The 18,028-nt window shown below is 62.7% G+C and carries 17 protein-coding genes; 2 read left to right on the forward strand and 15 right to left on the reverse strand.

What is annotated here, in order from left to right:
- Window positions 1–32: 32 nt before the first annotated feature.
- The 9 genes from SJI03_RS10695 to SJI03_RS10735 form a co-directional block, all read right to left on the reverse strand.
- Entirely contained in the window at window positions 33–767 is a 735-nt protein-coding gene (locus tag SJI03_RS10695) for a molecular chaperone (RefSeq protein ID WP_322427162.1), read from the reverse strand.
- Window positions 768–869: 102 nt separating this feature from the next.
- On the reverse strand, window positions 870–1,424 hold the full coding sequence (locus tag SJI03_RS10700) for a fimbrial protein (protein WP_225241027.1): 555 nt from the start codon (window positions 1,422–1,424) through the stop codon (window positions 870–872).
- 305 nt (window positions 1,425–1,729) lie between these two features.
- Window positions 1,730–2,974: an MFS transporter gene (locus SJI03_RS10705; RefSeq protein ID WP_322427163.1), complete on the reverse strand. Its 1,245-nt coding sequence runs from the start codon at window positions 2,972–2,974 to the stop codon at window positions 1,730–1,732.
- A gap of 20 nt (window positions 2,975–2,994) precedes the next feature.
- Window positions 2,995–5,367 carry an ATP-binding protein gene (locus SJI03_RS10710; protein ID WP_322427164.1) on the reverse strand — a complete coding sequence of 791 codons (2,373 nt, stop codon included), beginning with the start codon at window positions 5,365–5,367 and terminating at the stop codon, window positions 2,995–2,997.
- Complete coding sequence (locus tag SJI03_RS10715) at window positions 5,364–6,032, reverse strand: response regulator transcription factor (protein WP_322427165.1); 669 nt, start codon at window positions 6,030–6,032, stop codon at window positions 5,364–5,366. Before SJI03_RS10715 ends, SJI03_RS10710 begins: the two co-directional genes overlap by 4 nt.
- A gap of 195 nt (window positions 6,033–6,227) precedes the next feature.
- Window positions 6,228–7,529 carry an EAL domain-containing protein gene (locus SJI03_RS10720; protein ID WP_322427166.1) on the reverse strand — a complete coding sequence of 434 codons (1,302 nt, stop codon included), beginning with the start codon at window positions 7,527–7,529 and terminating at the stop codon, window positions 6,228–6,230.
- Window positions 7,530–7,604: 75 nt separating this feature from the next.
- The gene (locus SJI03_RS10725; RefSeq protein ID WP_322427167.1) at window positions 7,605–7,931 is read right to left on the reverse strand and encodes a hypothetical protein; all 327 of its coding nucleotides are present in this window, start codon (window positions 7,929–7,931) and stop codon (window positions 7,605–7,607) included.
- Between the two features lie 154 nt (window positions 7,932–8,085).
- Complete coding sequence (locus SJI03_RS10730; RefSeq protein WP_322427168.1) at window positions 8,086–9,225, reverse strand: YbfB/YjiJ family MFS transporter; 1,140 nt, start codon at window positions 9,223–9,225, stop codon at window positions 8,086–8,088.
- A complete protein-coding gene (locus tag SJI03_RS10735; RefSeq protein WP_322427169.1) occupies window positions 9,222–10,094 on the reverse strand; it encodes a LysR family transcriptional regulator in 873 nt (290 codons plus the stop codon). The genes SJI03_RS10730 and SJI03_RS10735 overlap by 4 nt, the downstream gene beginning before the upstream one ends.
- 87 nt (window positions 10,095–10,181) lie before the next feature.
- On the opposite strand from SJI03_RS10735, the gene SJI03_RS10740 reads away from it, so the two are divergent.
- On the forward strand, window positions 10,182–11,243 hold the full coding sequence (locus SJI03_RS10740) for a nitronate monooxygenase (protein WP_322427170.1): 1,062 nt from the start codon (window positions 10,182–10,184) through the stop codon (window positions 11,241–11,243).
- A 148-nt stretch (window positions 11,244–11,391) separates the two neighbouring features.
- Here SJI03_RS10740 and SJI03_RS10745 read toward each other — a convergent pair whose 3' ends face one another.
- The 4 genes from SJI03_RS10745 to SJI03_RS10760 form a co-directional block, all read right to left on the reverse strand.
- On the reverse strand, window positions 11,392–11,832 hold the full coding sequence (locus tag SJI03_RS10745) for a PDGLE domain-containing protein (RefSeq protein WP_225241018.1): 441 nt from the start codon (window positions 11,830–11,832) through the stop codon (window positions 11,392–11,394).
- A gap of 109 nt (window positions 11,833–11,941) precedes the next feature.
- Window positions 11,942–12,391 (reverse strand): VOC family protein, encoded by a 450-nt coding sequence (locus tag SJI03_RS10750; protein WP_322427171.1) that lies wholly within the window; start codon window positions 12,389–12,391, stop codon window positions 11,942–11,944.
- Between the two features lie 53 nt (window positions 12,392–12,444).
- On the reverse strand, window positions 12,445–13,239 hold the full coding sequence (locus SJI03_RS10755; protein WP_322427172.1) for a TOTE conflict system archaeo-eukaryotic primase domain-containing protein: 795 nt from the start codon (window positions 13,237–13,239) through the stop codon (window positions 12,445–12,447).
- 61 nt (window positions 13,240–13,300) lie between these two features.
- Window positions 13,301–14,818, reverse strand: coding sequence for an MFS transporter (locus tag SJI03_RS10760; RefSeq protein WP_322427173.1), 1,518 nt, complete (start codon window positions 14,816–14,818; stop codon window positions 13,301–13,303).
- Window positions 14,819–14,960: 142 nt separating this feature from the next.
- Here SJI03_RS10760 and SJI03_RS10765 point away from each other — a divergent pair, with 142 nt between their 5' ends.
- Window positions 14,961–15,821: a LysR substrate-binding domain-containing protein gene (locus SJI03_RS10765; RefSeq protein WP_322427174.1), complete on the forward strand. Its 861-nt coding sequence runs from the start codon at window positions 14,961–14,963 to the stop codon at window positions 15,819–15,821.
- A gap of 121 nt (window positions 15,822–15,942) precedes the next feature.
- On the opposite strand, the gene SJI03_RS10770 is transcribed toward SJI03_RS10765, so the two are convergent.
- Window positions 15,943–17,070, reverse strand: coding sequence for a fimbrial protein (locus tag SJI03_RS10770; protein ID WP_322427175.1), 1,128 nt, complete (start codon window positions 17,068–17,070; stop codon window positions 15,943–15,945).
- Between the two features lie 435 nt (window positions 17,071–17,505).
- Complete coding sequence (locus tag SJI03_RS10775; protein WP_322427176.1) at window positions 17,506–18,021, reverse strand: hypothetical protein; 516 nt, start codon at window positions 18,019–18,021, stop codon at window positions 17,506–17,508.
- Between the last annotated feature and the right edge of the window lie 7 nt (window positions 18,022–18,028).

Consider the following 18,028-nt stretch of genomic DNA (forward strand, 5'->3'; position numbering starts at 1 on the left):
AGACGTGGCGATGATTATTCATGATTCAAACCTTAAGGAGCGGGCCGGGCGGCCGGCGCAGAAAGGCTACGCCGTGCCGGCATCGGGACACCGTAATCATTGATGGCGCTAAACTCCACCTGTGCGCCTGCGGCAGGCAAGGCCTTCAGGGAGGGCAGCGCAAATTGTTTCGTCTCGCCTGGCGCCACCATGCCGCCATCACTCTCACTGCGCTGAGCGCCGGCCACCAGCGACAGCGACGCCACCGACACGTGAAAGGCGGACGGGTTATATGCTTCCAGGGCAAAGCCCTTGCCACTGCTGGCAGAAACGGCACGCCATTGCACTTGTTCGATCGCGTCGACAGGATTGCCAGCGAGTCCCTCGGGGCGGTAAAAAATCTTGACGCGTGAGCGGAACGCCATCTGCAGGCTGTTCACATCAGCGTCTTGCGACTTGGGCGGAATCTCCAGTACATTCAGCCAGAACACCGATTCCTTCGTCGCCGGCAGGGCCGGACCGACAAACATCAGGCGCAGGCTCTGGCCCTTGCCCGGATCGATGCGGGCCAGCGGCGGCGTCAGCACAAAAGGCACTTGGGCCGCAGCCGGTGTCGATGCGACATCGCCAGCATCGACCCATGCCTGCACCAGCGCCGGCACTGCGCCATCGTTATTGAGCTTGACCGTGATTTCTTTTTGCTTCGCCGGATAAATCTGTCGCGTGCCCGTGATCACGACGCTGGCCATGGAGGAAGAACAAAACAGCAAGGCGAGACTGAGCAACAACGAACTTTGCAATGAATGATAGGGGAGCATGGAAGACCTCAGAATGTAGACCGGAAGCGCGTCCCGCCTATGCGGCGAGGACGTGCTTCCCTGGCGAGTGGATTACTCGTAAGTGATGGAGTAGGTAACGGCACCCTTCACCAGACCGGCAGCGGCAACGCCGGTGGAAATATATTGCACGGCATACGGCAGAACCGCACCGCCGCTGGCATCTTTCGTGACCTTGCTGGTATTCGCAACTTGCGAGAAATCACCAGCCTTGATCACCTGACCGTTATTGGCATCGACCAGCTGCAGCTGAACATTCTGGGCGCCGTCTTTAGTCTTGTCGTTATTTTTCAGATTATGGGTCAGTGGGTCAACGTTGGCACCCGCTTCGAAAAATGCAGCGGCCTTGGTGGTCGTACCGCTACAAGCACTCAACGTAATGTTAAAACCTGTCTGACCTGCAATGGTGCCAGCCGTTTTCAGCTGGGCAGCCGAGACTTTCGGCAATGTCACGGTCGCAGCAGCAGGGCCAACCGTGCCGTTAACATTCACGGTACAAGTCGAATCGAGCAGTTGGCCTTCAAAATTGATCGTGCCATCGGAAGCGAAAGCGGATTGGGTTGCAGCGGCGGCCAGCAGAACGGCGAGGATACGGACTTGGGATTTCATTGAGACTACTCCTGAAAGATAAAGGTAAATGCGCACCAGTTAATGTAGGAACGCGGCTGTTGATGCAGATTCGTACTTTACAGAGCCGCGATACTTGTCGATATGAGAATGGTCTTAAAAATCCGTGCCGCCGGATGAGACATGTACAAATAGATGCACACATCGACAACAACACGCACAGGATGCAAGCGGCCTGGCAAGCTGGCGTTGCGGCGTGGCTGGAGAGAATGGGGAGGCAGTGCGGGGATGAAAGCGATGGGAAAACCTGCAAGGCGGCGCTTGCAGGCAAGGTAAAGGCCTGCCGGTCAGCCGGGCAGCACCGCCTGATCGGCAGGCGTCAAGATGCGCTGCGCCAGCCAGACCAGAACGGCCGCCAGCACCAGGGGCAAGACAAGCTGCAATAACACCAGTGTCGTCCAGCCCACCCTCTCTTTCAGATGGGTGAAAAGCACATCCGCGGCAGGAATACCCAGGTTGAACGCGACATAGAACAAGCCCGCCGCCCGCATGCTCTGCATGGGCGGCACCGATTGGATCAGGGCCGCCAGGATGTTGATATAAAACACGGCGCTCAAGCCAAAGCCCAGGAGGAATACCAGCAACATGAGGATATCCACGGGCAGATGCCATTCCAACGCGATCAGGCCGCCGATAGCCGCCGTGATGGGGAGCGTGATCAACAGTATTTTCATGGCGCCGTGGCGGTCCCCCAGCCAGCCGCCCAGTGGCGATAGCAAGGTTGCACTCATGGCCATGCCGATCGCCATCTCTACCGTCCTGAGGGGAAATCCCAGTATCTCGCGCATGTACACGCTATACAGGTAGTCGAAATTACCCGCACTCAATGGCAGGCATACGGCTGCCAGAAACAGCAGCAACGGGCCACGGGACCAGACCGACCCCACCTGGCTCCTGGCTTCAGGACGGATAAAACGCCGCTCGCCGGCGGCGCTGATCTGCTGGAAAAAATGCCAGATCAGGATATACAGCAGGATCAGGATGAGCATGCCCGCCAGGGCGGGCAACAGGGGCAGTTTCCCCTGTTCATTGATGGCATGCTGAATGGCGCTGAGTTTGTTCGCGACTATGTTACTGGCTGCGGTAAGGCAAATCATGAGTCCCACGACCAAGGCGCAATGGCGGGGGAAATACGTGGCCCCGATACTGATCCAGGCACAGATATTCATCGTGCATCCGATGCCGCCCAGCAAGCTCCAGCAGCACAGTTCAAATAGCGAGCGGGAAAACATGCCCATCAACGCAGCGACCGCCAGCAACAGGAAGCCCGCCAGCAAGGTTTTCTTGCGCGACAGGGTTTCCGGTAGCAGTGCCAGCACCAGCCCAGTCAACCCCATGCTGATGTAAAAGATCACGGCCGCTATGGGGAAATTGCCCAGCGCCGCAGGCAGGCCAAATGGCAGAGGCTGGGATGCCAACGGCAACTTCGTCGGATCCATGCCGGACAGTACCAGGAATAGCAAGGTGGTCGGCAACATCAACGCCAGCATCCCCATGGCCTCTTTTTTATTCTTGTTCATCGTGCGCAACATGATGCTCCTTCAAATTGAAATCAATGCTGGCCGCGGCTGCGCCAGGCGGCCACGACGTCCTGCAAAAGCTGCTCGCAACGCGCATCGGCGAGCACTGCCTCACCGCGCAACAGGCTCTCCAACCGCCCTGCCGGCTGCGCCAGATCCGTCCATTGCATGGCCAGCGCCGCGCCATGCAGGCGATGCGCGGCGCGCACCGCACCATCCCGTTCGTGCATGACCATGGCCTGCAGCAACTCGCCCATATCGTTGGCGAACGCTGCGCGCACTTGCGGCATATCGAATACCGCCAGGGTTTCCATCGGCGGCGCATGCAGCGCCAAGGTCACGTCGCACCACAGTTCGACGATATCCTGCAGTTTCGCCAACCGGATCGGCTTGCTCAATATGCCATCCATGCCTGCCTCGAAGCAGCGTTCCGCATGATCTTCGCCCGTCGAAGCGGAAATCGCGATGACCGGACAGCGCGCCTGTTCCAGATCCGCTTCGCGCCTGCGCCATTCGGCCGTCAGGCTGTAGCCGTCGATGTCGGGCAAGTCGCAATCCATCAGCACCAGGTCATATTCGCGCAGCTGGAAACAGGCCAATGCCCTGGCGCCATTCTCGGCAATGTCGGCATCGCAGCCCAGGCTGGCGAGCTGGGCCCGCAACACGGCCTGGTTGGCCGGCACATCCTCAACCACCAGGATCGACAGGCGCTGCGCCGCCGTGCCACCTACCGGGACGGGCCGCGCAACGACCGCGTCTATCGCCGGAGCGGCCCCGGACGCTATCTGCGCAGGCAAGGAAATCAGCATGCGCGTGCCCCTCCCCATCTCGCTGTCGATGGTGATCGTGCCCTGCATCAGTGTCACCAATTCGCGGCAAATGACGAGACCCAGACCTGTGCCGCCCGAACGCTTGTAGGTGCCCTCCACCTGCACATACGGCCGGAACAGGGTCGCCTGCATGGCGGCACCGATGCCGATGCCCGTATCGGCAACGGCAATTTCCAGCCGCGCCTGCCCCTGCCCGTCGTCCAGCATGGCGATCTGTATCTCGACGCCGCCTGTCGCCGTAAACTTGATGGCGTTCGAGACCAGGTTGTGCAGCACCTGCAACAGTCTGGCCTCGTCCAGCATCAGCAGCGGCACCGCCATGGGCAGCACCACATCGAGCGCAATGCCCTTCTCCCGCGCCCGCAGCTGCTGCAGGGCCGCTACGTCGTTGGCCAGGGCCGCGACATCGACGGCATCGAGGCTGAGCGTGAGTTGCCCCGCCTCCAGCTTGGAAACATCGAGCACGTCGTCGAGCAAGCGCAGCAGGATATTTCCGCCGTTGCTGGCCAGGTCGACAAAGTGACGCTGCTCCGCATTCATGGGCGTGGAGCGCAGCAATTCCACGGCGGCCAGCACGGCATTCATGGGCGAGCGGATTTCATGGCTCATCACGGCAAGGAACATGGCCGCCCGGCGCTCGTTGCGCAAGGCACGCCGGTGCGCGCTGTAGGCCTGGTACGCCAGGCCCGCCAGGATCAGCAGCAAGGCCACAGCCAGGCCCACATGCTCGCCAAAGTGGTCCGCCGAGAACAGCATGCCCGAGTGATCATCGTCCGGCGCTCCCAGCCAATCCTGGCGTACCAGCCGGATCTGGGCCGGGGTCATCGCGGCCAGCGACTTGTTCACGATCGATACCAGCAAGGGATCGCTATCGCGCAGCGCCATGCGCACGTCCGACGTCATCGCCACGGGCAGTTCCGTAAAATGCAGGTCCGCGCCTTCCTCGCGCATCAATCCTGGTAATAACTGCGCCTTGCTGCCGATGGCGACGTCGGCGCCGCCTTTCGACAGCAGCGCCAGCGCCTGACGCATGGTGGGGCTGACAACGATGCGCATGCCGTCGTGGCGTTCACGCAGGAAGGGACCGAACAGGCCAGCTTCCGCGGCCGGCAGCGCCACGGTCTTGCCATCGAATGCGATGCCATCGGCACCAGGTTCACTCTGTTCACGCGTGGCGGCGATGGCCGCAGTCGACAGGTAGGGCAAGCTGTAGCTGATGCCGGGCACCTGCTCCGGCGTGCCGATGCTGCGCACCGCGGGCAGGCAATCGACCCTGCCTTCACGCAGCGCAGCCAGGCCGTTGTCCGTGTCGGCCAAGGTCACGATGTCAAAGTCCAGGCCGCTATGCCGTTGAATGACTTTGATGTAATCGGCGGCGATGCCAACCCCGGTCGCGCCACGCTGGACGATTTCAAATGGTGGCCGGTTTTGCAGCAGGCCCAGCTTCAACACGGGATGCGCGCGCACCCAGGCTTGCTCCGCGACGCTGAGCGCGTGCGCCCTTTCCTCTCCCTGCGCCGCCATGCAGCAGACGGCCAGCAGGAAAGCGGCGATGCCGGCGCGCCAGCGCCTCATGCTTCCCCTATGGTATGCCTGATCTTGAACAGTTCATTGTTCGACGTGACGCCGAGCTTGCGGAAGGCGGTGGTCTTTTGCGAGCTGATGGTCTTGATGCTGCGCTTGAATTTTTCGGCGATTTCCGTCACCGTCATCCCCGCCAGATAACAACGGATCACCTCGCGCTCGCGCGCCGACAGCGCCGCCCCCAGCAGCAGCGCATCCGCGCCGTCTTCGCCCTCTCGCGCATCGAAGGTGGTGCTCGCTTCCGCCACCCGGTAGGACATCTCGGCGCTCAGGTACACGGCGCCCGACACCACCTTGCGCAGCGCCTTGACCAGCTCCGCCATTTCCTCGCCCTTGCCGACAAAACCGCGGGCGCCGACGCGCAAGGCCAGCGCCACCGTGGCAGGTTCATGATGCGTGGACAACACGAGGATGGGACAATCGGGGAATTTGGCCCGCAGTGCGCGGATCAGCGACACGCCATCGAGCTCGTCCGGGCCCAGCGCATAGTCGAGCAAAATGACGTCGGCCGGTGCCGCGAGCAAGCCCGCGATCAGCTCGCGGCTGGTACTGTAGGCACCCACCACGTCAATATCCTGTTCGGCCGTGAGGCGGGCGACGAGACCGTGCCGCACCACGGCGTGATCGTCGAGCAAGGCAATACGTAAGCGTTTCATAGGCATGGGCAAGGACCGGACGCTGTATGAAAAAAGTTTCTTTTGATGAGATTACTCCTATTTATGCCACGACCGCCATACGAGATGCAGTTTATTAACATAGGTGCTCCTGTGCAACAAAAATGCTTCACTACGCCCTGCTGCAGACGCACATCGCCATGAAGTTGCCTACAATGCATCATCCAAAGATACGCCTTATTTATTGCTGACGCTGGCAAAAAAATCGCGCAGCTCCAGAGGGCGCGCCAGTGCATAGCCTTGCCCCGTGGGGCAGCCAAGCTGGCACAGCGCCTCGATGCACGACGCGTCTTCGATCCCTTCCGCCACCACTTTCAGATTCATCAGCCGTGCCAGGTTCACCGTGGCGGTAATCACGGCCTGCGCGGAAGCACTGGTTTTCATGTCGCGCACAAACGCGCCATCGATCTTGACCTCGTCAAAGGTCATCTTTGCCAGCAGATTCAGGGTCGATGAACCTTGCCCAAAATCATCAAGCGAAACGGGAAACCCTTTCGCCCGCAGCGTATTGAGCGAAGCGGACAGCAACAGCTCATCAGCGACCGGCAGATCGCCAGTCAATTCAATTTTCAGCAACTGCGGCGGCACGCCTGCCCGCCGCATTTTTTCAGCCAGCCGCTGCGCGAGACCAGGCGTACACACCGTTTCGGCGGAAGCATTCAGGGCGATGGGCAACGTCACCTGGCGGCTCTTGAGCACCAGCAGGACGTCGATCACGCGCGTCTCGATAAAGCTGAACAGCAGCAGGTGCAGGCCGAGGCGATTGACCATCGGAATCAGCACCGATGGCGGCACTTCGCCAACGCCGGGATGACGCCAGCGCAGCAGCGCCTCGGCGCCGATGATGCGCCGGGTACGCAAATCGTACTGCGGCTGCAGCATCACGCGCAGATTCTTGCCTGTCGTCAACGCCTCGATCACATCGGCTTCCGTCGGACCATCGGCTGGCGCGCAACAGGATGCCTGCCGCTTGATCGACGGGACCAGCAGCAAGGCCCGCAAGGCCTCGGTAAACGCGGCATTGCCGCCACCGTAGACCATGCCGACATTGATGCCGACGCGATGCGCCAGGCGGGCATGCGCCAATAACGCCGTCACGGACAGGCCGCCGATGCGGGGCACCGCCGGCCTTTCCAGCATCGCCGCCGCTTGCCCATGCAGCAAATTGAGCAGCGTTGGCTGGCCCACCCACAGCACATGCGGGAAACGCGTCAGCGGACTGGCCGCATCGAGCGTCTTGAGCATGGTCGGTACCATCAAGCCACCGTGTTCGACATCCGCGACGATCACATCGACCTCCCCTTCGCGCAGGAGCGAGGGGATCAGGCTCAAGGAATTGATGCTTTTCACATTGGCGATATCGATGGCACCCAGCATCGTGCCCAGCCATCGCGCACCGCCCTTGTCCGCGTCAGGCGTCAAGGTCAGCACACGCAGGGAATGAAATTCGCTACGCACAGGGGAGCTGAGAGTTTTCACGGAAGTTTTCCTTGGGTTAAGACGCATGGGTGGACAAAGACTTGGGGGCGCCAGAAATGACGGGCGGCAAACTTCTTACTTGCTATCCTCGTCATCGGGCATGCCGAAACGCGTGCGATGATCGCCCATGCATGCCCGCAGCTCATGAATACTCAGCCGGCTTACCTCGTGCATGCGTATGAGGATGGCGGCGCTGACTGGCAGCGAGCCATGTCGGATTTTGGACAGGATGGGAGCCGATACCTGCAGTTCCCGCCCCAGGGCCGCATCGTTCTTCAAGCCCAGGAAATCGATGAGCACGTCGAGCAGGTCGGCGTTGCGAAAACCGCTTGCAGCATTCTGAGGAAGCCGGTTGCGTAATCCCGTCACGCGTGGGGAATGCTGCTGTATTTGCTTTGTCATAGCCGCTACTTTCAATAAGGAAGATCAGGAACCGGCCACGCCATGCGCATGGCGGCTGGCGCGTACCGGTGATGACTTGAAGTGTAGCGACAGACTTTCTTGACCGAAATCAGAACAGTCCTAAAAATTCCCAGTGAGCATTTAAAGCGACGGCCTACAGCCGCAGGCTGACGACAATCGCCAGCAGCAGCGCGCCGGCCGCCGCCAATAATGCGCTGTTGAAACTGTGTGACTGCGCATACAGGCTGCCGGCCAGCACGGGGCCGATGATCTGGCCGATGCCATACACCACCGTCATGATGGCCATCATGTTGGCGCCAAACTTGCCCGCCTTGCCGGCGGCCCGCTGCGCGGCCGGCATGGCGATGGTTACCGTGCCGACAAACGTGCCGCCGACGAGGATGGCGCTGAGCAGATAGCCGGCGACCGTGGGCACCAGCACGGGCAAGGCCACGCCCAGCGCCTGCAGCAGCAAATTGAGCCTCAGCGCCTGGCGCGTGCCAAGTCTCTCGTGCAGCCGGTGCCACAGGAAACACGAGGGCGCCGCACCGAGGCCGAACACGGCCCACACGTGGGCGGAGTTGAGTCCGGGCAAGGCCGCGCCGACCAGCACGGGCAAATACGTGGCCGTGACGATGTAGCCGAGTCCCGCCAGTCCGTAAATCAGCACCAGCGGCCACGGCGCCACGGGCGCCAGCGCGGTTGCGCCAACTTGCGCCGGCGCATCCGGCGCCGGCTGGCCGCTGGCGGCAATGGCGGGCGCGGCCGCCAGCCCCGCCAGCACGGTGACGCCGGCCAGCAGCAACCACATGCCGGCGCTGTGCCAGCCCAGGTGCGACGCCAGCACCAGCAATTCGGCCGACACGGCGATGCCGGCGCCCACGCCCGCGTACAGCAGCGGCGCGCCGCGCGCCTGCCGGCGCTGCACCAGCAACCATAATGAGGCGGCCACCATGGCCAGGGCGCTGAAGACGCCCGCCACGCCGCGCACCGTGACGATGAGCCAGACGGGCATAGTCAAGGCCAGCACGCCCAGGCAGATGGCCGTGCCGGCCACCGACCACAGGCACAGCCGGTGCGCGTTGTGCGCCCGCGCGCGCATGGCCAGGATGGCGCCCAGCAAGTAACCGGCATAGTTGGCCGAGGCGGCCAGGCTGCCGTCGCGCAAGCTCAAGACGCCTTCCCCCACCATGTGCGGGTAGATGGCCGTGAAGGCGAAGCGGCCGAAACCCATGCCGATGGCGAGGATGACCGCCGCGGCGATGGCCGCGTGCAGCCTGGCAGGCGCGTTCACGGCGCCTCGCCGAGCTGCGCCAGCAAATGCTGAAAGGCAGGCACGTCGAATCCGGCGCGCCACACCAGCACGGTGTCAATCTGCCCTGCGGGCAAGGTGGTCAAGGTGGCAGGCGCATCCGACAGCGCCAGCACGCTGGCCGGCAGCAGGGTCACGCAGGCGCCGGCCGCCACGCAGGCGATCATGGTGTGATACGAACTCAGCTCCTGCACCCGCCACTGCGTGCTGCCGGCCACGCCCAGCAGCTCTTCGGCGATGCCGCGATAGGTGCAGCCCTGCGGGAACGCCGCCAGCGAGCGCGTACGCACGTCCGCAGCGCGGCGCGCCTGCCCTTCGCTGGCCGGCAGCAGCAAACACAGTTCCTCGCGCCACACGGGCATCGATGCCAGGCCCAGCTCTTCCAATGCGGCGGCGCCTCCGAACGCGGGCGGCAAGGCGACGAAAGCGCAGTCGAGCAAGCCCGTGCGCACCTGCTCGATCAGGGGGCGCGACGGCCCCGTGCTCAGCGCCAGGCGCGTGGCCGGATGGCGGGCGTGATATGCGGCCAGCAGGGCCGGCAAGCGGCTGGCCGCCGTGCTTTCCATGCTGCCGACGCGCAAGGTGCCGCCCTCGCGCCCGCCCGTGACGACGTGCCGCGCTTCTTCCGCCAGCGCCAGCAAACGCTGCGCATACTCGAGAAAGCGCTCGCCGGCCGCCGTCAGGGCCATGCGTTTATTGGTGCGCACGAACAATTCGGCGCCGATATCGGCTTCCAGCTGCTGGAGGCGCGTGGTGACGCTGGATGGCGCGCGGCCCAACCTGGCTGCGGCCTGGGTGACGCTCAGCTCACTGGCGACAGAGCAAAAAATCCGCAATGATTCCAACTCCATCGTATTCTCCATTTGAAAATGATTATGCTATTATATTCTCAAAATACGAATTGAATGCAGTATCCTCAACTTCATGAAGGAAACATCATGACTTCAATCCAGCCCTTCCTCGACCGTCTCGGCTTGCAACTGCCCATCATCCAGGCGCCGATGGCCGGCGTCTCCACGCCGCGCTTGGCCGCCGCCGTCTCGAACGCGGGCGGCCTCGGTTCGCTGGCCATCGGCGCGGGCACGGTGGCGCAGGCGCGTCAGGTGATCATGGACACCCGTGCGCTGACGGATCGTCCCTTCAATGTGAATGTGTTTTGCCATGCGCCGGCCGTGCGGGATGCGCGGCGCGAAGCGGCCTGGCTGGCCCATCTTGCGCCCCTGTTTGCGGAGCTGGGGGCAAGCGTGCCCGTGGAACTGGACGAAATCTATGCAACGTTCATCGGCAATGACGCGGCATTCGATCTGTTGCTGGAACAGCGGCCCGCCGTCGTCAGCTTCCATTTCGGCTTGCCGACGCCGCAGCAAGTCCAGGCCCTGCGTCAGGCCGGCATCTACACCATGGCCACGGCCACCAATCTGCGCGAGGCGGCCCTGATCGAACAGGCCGGCGTCGACGCCATCGTGGCGCAAGGCGTGGAAGCGGGCGGCCATCGCGGCGTCTTCGACCCGCAAGCGCCGGACGAGCGCCACAGCACGGGCGTGCTGCTGCGCCTGCTGGCGGGCCGCACCGCCCTGCCCCTGATCGCCGCCGGCGGCATCATGGATGGGCAAGGCATCCGCGCCGCGCTGGACCTGGGCGCGGCGGCCGCGCAGCTGGGCACGGCATTCGTGCTATGCCCGGAATCGTCGGCCAATGCAGGCTACCGCGCCAACCTGAAAAGCGAGCGGGCATCGGCCACGCGCCTGACCAGCGTGCTGTCGGGCCGCCTGGCGCGCGGCATGGTGAACCGCTTGATCGACTACGGCGAAGCGCCAGGCAGCCCGCCACCGGCCGATTATCCCGTCGCCTACGATGCCGCCAAACAATTGAACGCGCTGGCCAGCCAGCACGGCAACAGCGAATTTGCCGCGCAATGGGCTGGCCAAGGCGCGCCGCTGGCGCGGGAAATGGGGGCGGAGGAATTGATGTTGACTTTGGCCAGGGGAATGGCGCGCTGATTTCAGCACGCCGCTGACATGCGGGCGGCCAGGACAAGGAAGCCCTTGGTCGCATGCCGTCTTGGCTAGACGCTGCGACGGCATTGCAGTATCCGCTTCAGGCGCGAAGCGGACCTTTCAGCGATGATACGCTTGCCACGAAGTAGCCTTAGAGACAGCCCCAAAGATAAATGGACTGTCCCGTGGTGGCGGCTTGCCGTGCGAGCGATTGCAAATCCTTTAATAGCGGCCGCAAATCTGCTGCATCGCACTCCATCTCTTCAGTTTTTGCCCATTGCTCCGATGCGCTCTCCAACCCGTCCGCATTTGAATTTGCAAGAAGGCTTGTCAGCTCGTCCGGAAATCGGTGCAGCCAGGACTCGCCGTCCTCCTCAACGTAAATGTCTTCAGGCATGTGTTTTTCTATATCCCACTCCCTGCTTTCCAAGATGGCCCAAAGAGTACCGATTTCCAGGTCTGTGATGCCATTGAATTGGACCGGATTCAACAAAAGCGCAATTTCCTCGCCTTCGTCAGGCTCTTCAATCCGATTTGCATATCGGATGGCCTCGGCTGGACCGGCGATAAAGAAGTCTGCAATTACTCCCAATGTAGTTCTCCCAGTTTTTTGCACAAGATTGATTGGATATTCAACGACTGCTGCTGGCCGGCTGCCGTCGTTTCACTAACGGGCTAGACGCCAATCCGGTGGGATCCCCTCAGGCCGTTTTCTGCACAAGCTGTTCGGCAAGCCCGATGAGGATTCCTTCCGGACCACGAATATAGCAGAGCCGGTACATGTTTTCGTACTGGACTACTTCGCCGACCAGCTTCGCGCCGCGTTTGACGAGCCGGACGAGCGTATCGTCGATATTCTCGACGGTAAACATGACGCGCAGGTAGCCGAGCGCGTTCACTGGGGTGTTGCGGTGATCGGCGACCACGGGCGGCGCGAGGAAGCGGGATAACTCCAGACGACTGTGACCGTCCGGCGTACGCATCATGGCAATCTCGACGCGCATGCCGTGCAGTCCGGTGACGCCATCTGCCCACTCTCCTTCAACCGGGGCGCGCCCTTCGAGAACGAGACCAAGTTCGGTGAAGAATGCAATGGCGGCATCGATGTCTTCTACCACGATGCCGACGTTGTCCATGCGCTTGACTGTCATGTTGCCTCCTGGGTGTCTAACGTAGTCTGCAATCAGGGAGAACGAGCGCCCCGCTACGGCAGCCGGTGCCGGAAAGTCGGTTCGATATTACGCGCATGCAGCCAGCGCACGATGTCTTCCAGGCTGGCGTCCTGCAGCAGCAAGCCCGGCGCAGCGGCGGATGTTGCCACCGGCAATACGGCGGCGACTGGAGCGGGCACGGCGTCAAGCAGGCCCGCATGTCCCTGCAGCTTCGCCAGCGCTTGCGCGAATTGTCCCGGATTGATGCTGCGCAAGCTTTCCAGGAAACCCAGCTGGGCGGCGGGCGGCGGCGGCATGTCCAGGCCCGGCTCATCGACAAAGGCGGCGCCCATGCTGGGGTGGATGAAGGCGGCCCACTTGCCCGTCGGCTGCAGGCACGGCGGCAGCGCCGCCTGCTCCACGTAGTCTGGCGGCGCGATAGCGAGGATGTCGGTCGATGCTGGCAGGAAAGTCGAGCGCAGCAATTGGACGAATTGGCGCGCCTGCGCGACGGGCACGGGCGTGGCCAGCGACAGCCACAGCTGGAATGCACTGCCCGAGATGCTGACGGCGGGCGCCGGCAAGTCCAGCTCGTGCTGCACGGCATTGGCGATCGTGCACAACGCGCCCCAGTGCGCCTCGCCGCCACCCTTGCCGCCAAACTCCAGCACCAAGGCGCGCGTCAGGCCGCTCCCGGTCACGAGTTGCACCGCCACCGTCTGCTCGCCCGACAGATGGCGCGCCAGCACGGCTGGCGTCAGCGGCTGCGCGCCGCCCTCCGCATCGACGTATTGCTGCTGTTCTTCGAACAGGTACAGGCGGGTGAGTTCGGAAATCAGTTTATGCATGGGCGGCCTCGTAATAACGTTGAGCAAGACTTGTCAACGTGCCCAGATTATAGCCTCCTGGCTATTCCCTCACTGGCAACCCGGCTGCCTGCCGCGCCCGCCCGGCGCCAAACACCAGCCAGCTGGCCACGGCGAACAGGCAGGCAGCCACGCCGCCGTACAGCATCACGGCGCCAAATCCCTGCGCCAGCACCAGCTTCGCCACGCCGTCCGGCAGCGCGCCGGCGCCCTTGCCTGCCGACAAACCTTCCGCCATGGCGCGCAAGGTGGCCGCGTCCAGTCCGCCGGGCAACTGCATCCGCAAGGCGGACTGGATGGCTGCGACGAGAATACAGCCCATCAGCGCGATATTCACCGACAGGCTGATCATGCGCGCGCTGATGTCGATGCTGGAAGCCATGCCGGCCCGTTCGCCCGGTACGGCGCCCGTCGTCGTATTGGTGACGGGCGTGTTGGTCAGGCCCAGGCCCGTGCCCGCCAGCAGGCAGCCGGGCAGGATCGTCAGCCAGCTGGCGGCATCCACACGGCTGCCCCACAGCATCAGCAAAAAACCCACGCCGATGACCAGCAAGCCGGCAGGAATGACGGCATCGGCCCGGTAGCGCAGCGCCAGGCGCTCGGCCAGCGGCGGCACGAGCAAGGTGGGCAAGGTGTAGGCCAGCAAGGTCAGGCCCGTGTCCAGGCTGCTGTAGCCGAGGCCATACTGCACGTACAGGGGCAGATAAATCATGAACGGCCAGAAACTGCAGTTCATGCCCGCCGAACCGAGCAGCGCTCCCGAGAAACGGCGGATGCGGAACACGGAAAAGTCGATCATCGGTTCGGCCTGGCGCCGTTCGATCATGACAAACAGCATCAGACTGATCAGCGCCACGGCCAGGCTGGCCACGCTGCGCGGATCACTGAACCCCAGCGCCGGCCCCTGCGTCAGGCACCAGGCCAGGCTGAACACGCCCAGCGACAGGGTGGCGATGCCGGCCACGTCCAGCTTGCGCCGCTGCGGGTCGCGCGATTCGCTCACGCCCAGCGCCACCAGCAGCAACGCCGCCAGCCCCAGCGGTCCGTGCACGAGAAATACCCACTGCCAGTTTGACAGCGCGACGATGGCAGCGCCGATGATGGGACCGAAGCCCAGGCCCAGGCCAAACACGATGCCCCAGGCGCCAAACGCCCGCCCCCGCGCGGCGCCGTCCGGAAACTGCTGCGACAGCACGGCCACCTGGCAAATCAGCATGGCGCCGCCAGCCATGCCCTGCAGCGCGCGCGCGGCGATCAGCACGCCCGTGCTGCCGGCCCAGCCGCATGCCAGCGAACTGAGGCCGAACAGGATCAGGCTGGCGAGCAGCAAGCGCTTGCGGCCATAGCGGTCGGCCAGGGTGCCGGTTGCCATCAGCACGGTGGTGCAAGCCAAGGTGTAGGCGTTCATGATCCATTGCAAGTCCTTGAAGTCGCCATGCAGCACGGTTTCCAGGGTGGGCAGGATCACGGGCACGCTGGAAATTTCCAGGCCAAACATGAGCGAGGCCAGGCAGACGGCGGCCAGGGTCAGTGCGTTTTGTTGCGAAGTAGTCAGGTGCATCGAAGCTTTGCTTTCGGTAGTCATGGAGGGATGCGTAGTGCCGGAGCACTGCAAGCGACCATTCTAGAAAACGTGGACTCATGAGGGAAATGATAAAATTTTGTACAATTCATTCATTTTCATCATGAATCACAGGAACCCCATGGACTTCGATACCGCCCTGCTGCGCGCCTTTGTGGCGGTGCAGGACACGGGCGGCTTTACGCGCGCCGCCGAACGGTTGCACCTGAGCCAGTCCGCCATCAGCCACCAGATCCGCCGCCTGGAAGAGCAAGCGGGCAGCGCGCTGCTGGTGCGCACGACGCGCAGCCTGCGCCTGACGGAAGACGGCGAGGATTTTTTGCGCCACGCACGGCAGATCCTGGCTGCCCAGGATGCGCTGGCGCGGCGCTTTCAGCGCTCCTCGATTGCCGGCGCCGTGCGCTTTGGCGTGCCGGAAAATTTCATGGGCGCGCGCCTGCCTGCCCTGCTGGCGCAGTTCGCGCACCTGTTTCCCGCCGTGCGCCTGGATGTCACGGTAGGCACCTATCTTGACTTGCAGAAACTGGTCGCTGCCGATGCGCTGGACCTGGCCGTCGTCATGGCCCTCGCGGACGGACAAGATGAGGCAGCCGTGCTGCGCCGCACGCGCTTCGTCTGGGCTGCGGCGCAGGATTTCCGGCACGACAGCGCGCTGCCGCTGCCGCTGGCGTTTTCGCCCGCACCCTGCCTGCACCGGCAAGTGGGCGTCGACGCCCTTGATGGCGCCGGAATGGACTGGCGCGTGGCGTTCACCTCGCCCAGCCAGCAGGGCTTGCGCGCCGCCGTGCTGGCGGGCTTGGCGATCACGGCCCTGCCGCAAGGCGATCTGGAAGCGGGCATGGTGGTCATCGATGGCCAGCATGGCTTGCCCGCCCTGCCCGCCGCCCAGTTCCAGCTGCTCTGGCGCGCCGCCAGCAGCACGGCGGCAGCCGAAGCGTTTGGACAATTGCTGCGCGAGTGGTCAGTCGTCGCAGCGGCATGACACGGCACGCTGCCTTGCTTTGGCGGGAGATACCCAAGGCGGCGCAGCAGCAAGAGAGAACCATGAAGCAGCACGAAAACCGTTCTGAGGCTTGCGCCCCCTCCCTGTTTATTTATCCAGCTTAGTCATAACTGATCGTAAACGTCGCCGACGCATTTGCCGCCCCCCCCTTCACCGCGCTTGCGGTCTGCAGGTAACGCGCGCGCAGGGGAATGTCATAACTGATTTCGCTGCTGCTCAGGGTCAGGCCGCTGCTTTGCCATGCTGCCAAGGAAAAGGGTTGGGTTCCGGTCATGAACGCTATCTGCACGCCTATGCCGCTGGCGGCGGGCGGACGGTTTGCTGCAGTGGGATCGAGGCTCAGCACGCCAGTGTCTGAATTGATGGCCGTGCGCACCGGATCGATGCGGTAGCGCAGGCTGTTCTTGTCTATGGATACGTTGCCGGCCGTGCCGCTGGGCGAATTGCCGCTTTGTGATACCCAGGCGACAGGGGTCTTGCTCACTGTTCCATGGAAGGCCGGGCAATTGTTCAAACGAATGGAAAAATTCGTCCAGCCGGGAGTGCTGTTGAGCCCGGTAAATGTTTTGGACGTATGCGTACCCATGGGCACTATTACATCCGGCGTGCTGCAGGTGCGCGAGACTATCTGGATATTGCCTGAGAGGCCCATCTTGAAGCCCAGCATCCTGGCATCGCCAAAATTGCCGTACAAGCTGACGGTCGGCAGTGAATCACCCCGCAGCACTCCCGGTGTCACCTCACCCACCTTGATCAATATCAATTCAAAATTGGACGGTCCATCAAAAGGAACAAGGCAGCGCCAGCCCGGCGTGCAGCTGGTAGATATCTTATTTGTCTCTCTCGGCAGCAGACCGCCCGTACTGTTGAAGAAAACTCCCAGCCCCGGAATGCCGGTTTGGTAGACTTTATTCGGAGACTTCGCACCGATCCAGTTGGCCAAGCCATAGTTTGAATCAACCTCAAACTCGGTATGCTGTTGATACGGCGCATACAGGCACTCCAGTTTCACTGCCTGGCCGCTGGCCATTTTGAATGTCTGGCGATACACCTCCGTGCCCACCGGCACATCGCGCCCGACGCTGAGCGCCGAAACTTGCAAGGGCATGGCGCCCACCGCCGGCCGGATGCCATCCAGGTAAGTGCATGTGACCGCGAAGGCCGACCCGGTCAGCGCCCACAGCAGCGCGACGGCCAACCCCGATTTGAGCAAAGAGCCAATATGCATAACGCGACCTTTTAAATGTTGATTGGTGCAACTTACTGATAGTGAATGAAATAAATCATGGGGCTGACGGCGGTAACTGTCTCTGTCGCGGCTATGGCGACATACTGAACGGTACATGGCTAGCCGTAGCAACGATGTCACCAGCATCAAGGAAAGCATCTGCAGTTTTGAAGGCGGCACAGCAATCGCTCGACTGGATACTGATCGGCCTTAGGCCGCCATGCACGGATGTCCGGCAGTCAACTGGAAAGCATCCTTGCGCAAATGCACTCCTGTATTGTTGGGATGAAGTGTATGGCCCCCACAAGACATGCCATATAGGAGCACTCCGAAAAATGGATAAACCGCAAAAATCTTATTATTAAAATTAGCCATACTCTGACAAACAGCTCTTGCCTGGCCAGCATCCCGGCGCACCTGGCATTCGGGCAATTGTCAGGGCCATGCCCTGCGCCGATCAGTACCATGGGCAAGGCCACACCCAGCCAGTAAGCCGTGCCCGCGTCGACGCGGCTCAGCCATGCCAGCAGGGTCAAGCCCAATCCCATGGCCAGCAGGCGCATTACCCAAGCTGCGCGTCAAACGCGGCACGCACAGGGCTACGCCGAAGTTGACCAGGGTCATGGGCAGGAAAGCCAGGCCCGTCAGCGCGGGCGGATACCGCAGCACCACTTGCAGGAATTGCGTGGTGAAAAAGAAAAAGCCGATCATGGCCCCCATGAACAGCACCCTGGCGCCGTAGGCGGCATTGCGCTGCGCATCGGCAAACAGGCGCAGCGGCAGGATGGGCTGCGCGGCGCGCCGCTCGATCAAGATGAAAGCAGCCAGCAGCAAGACGCCCGCCGCCAGCGCGTCTTGCGTCAGGGCATCGGCCCAGCCGGCGCCGGCCGAGCGGATCAGGCCATACACGAGGGCCGACATGCCGAGGGTGGAGCTGGCCGCGCCGGCCACGTCGAAG

It is taken from the genome of Janthinobacterium sp. GMG1 (genome assembly GCF_034427795.1).
Classification (GTDB): Bacteria; Pseudomonadota; Gammaproteobacteria; order Burkholderiales; family Burkholderiaceae_D; genus Janthinobacterium.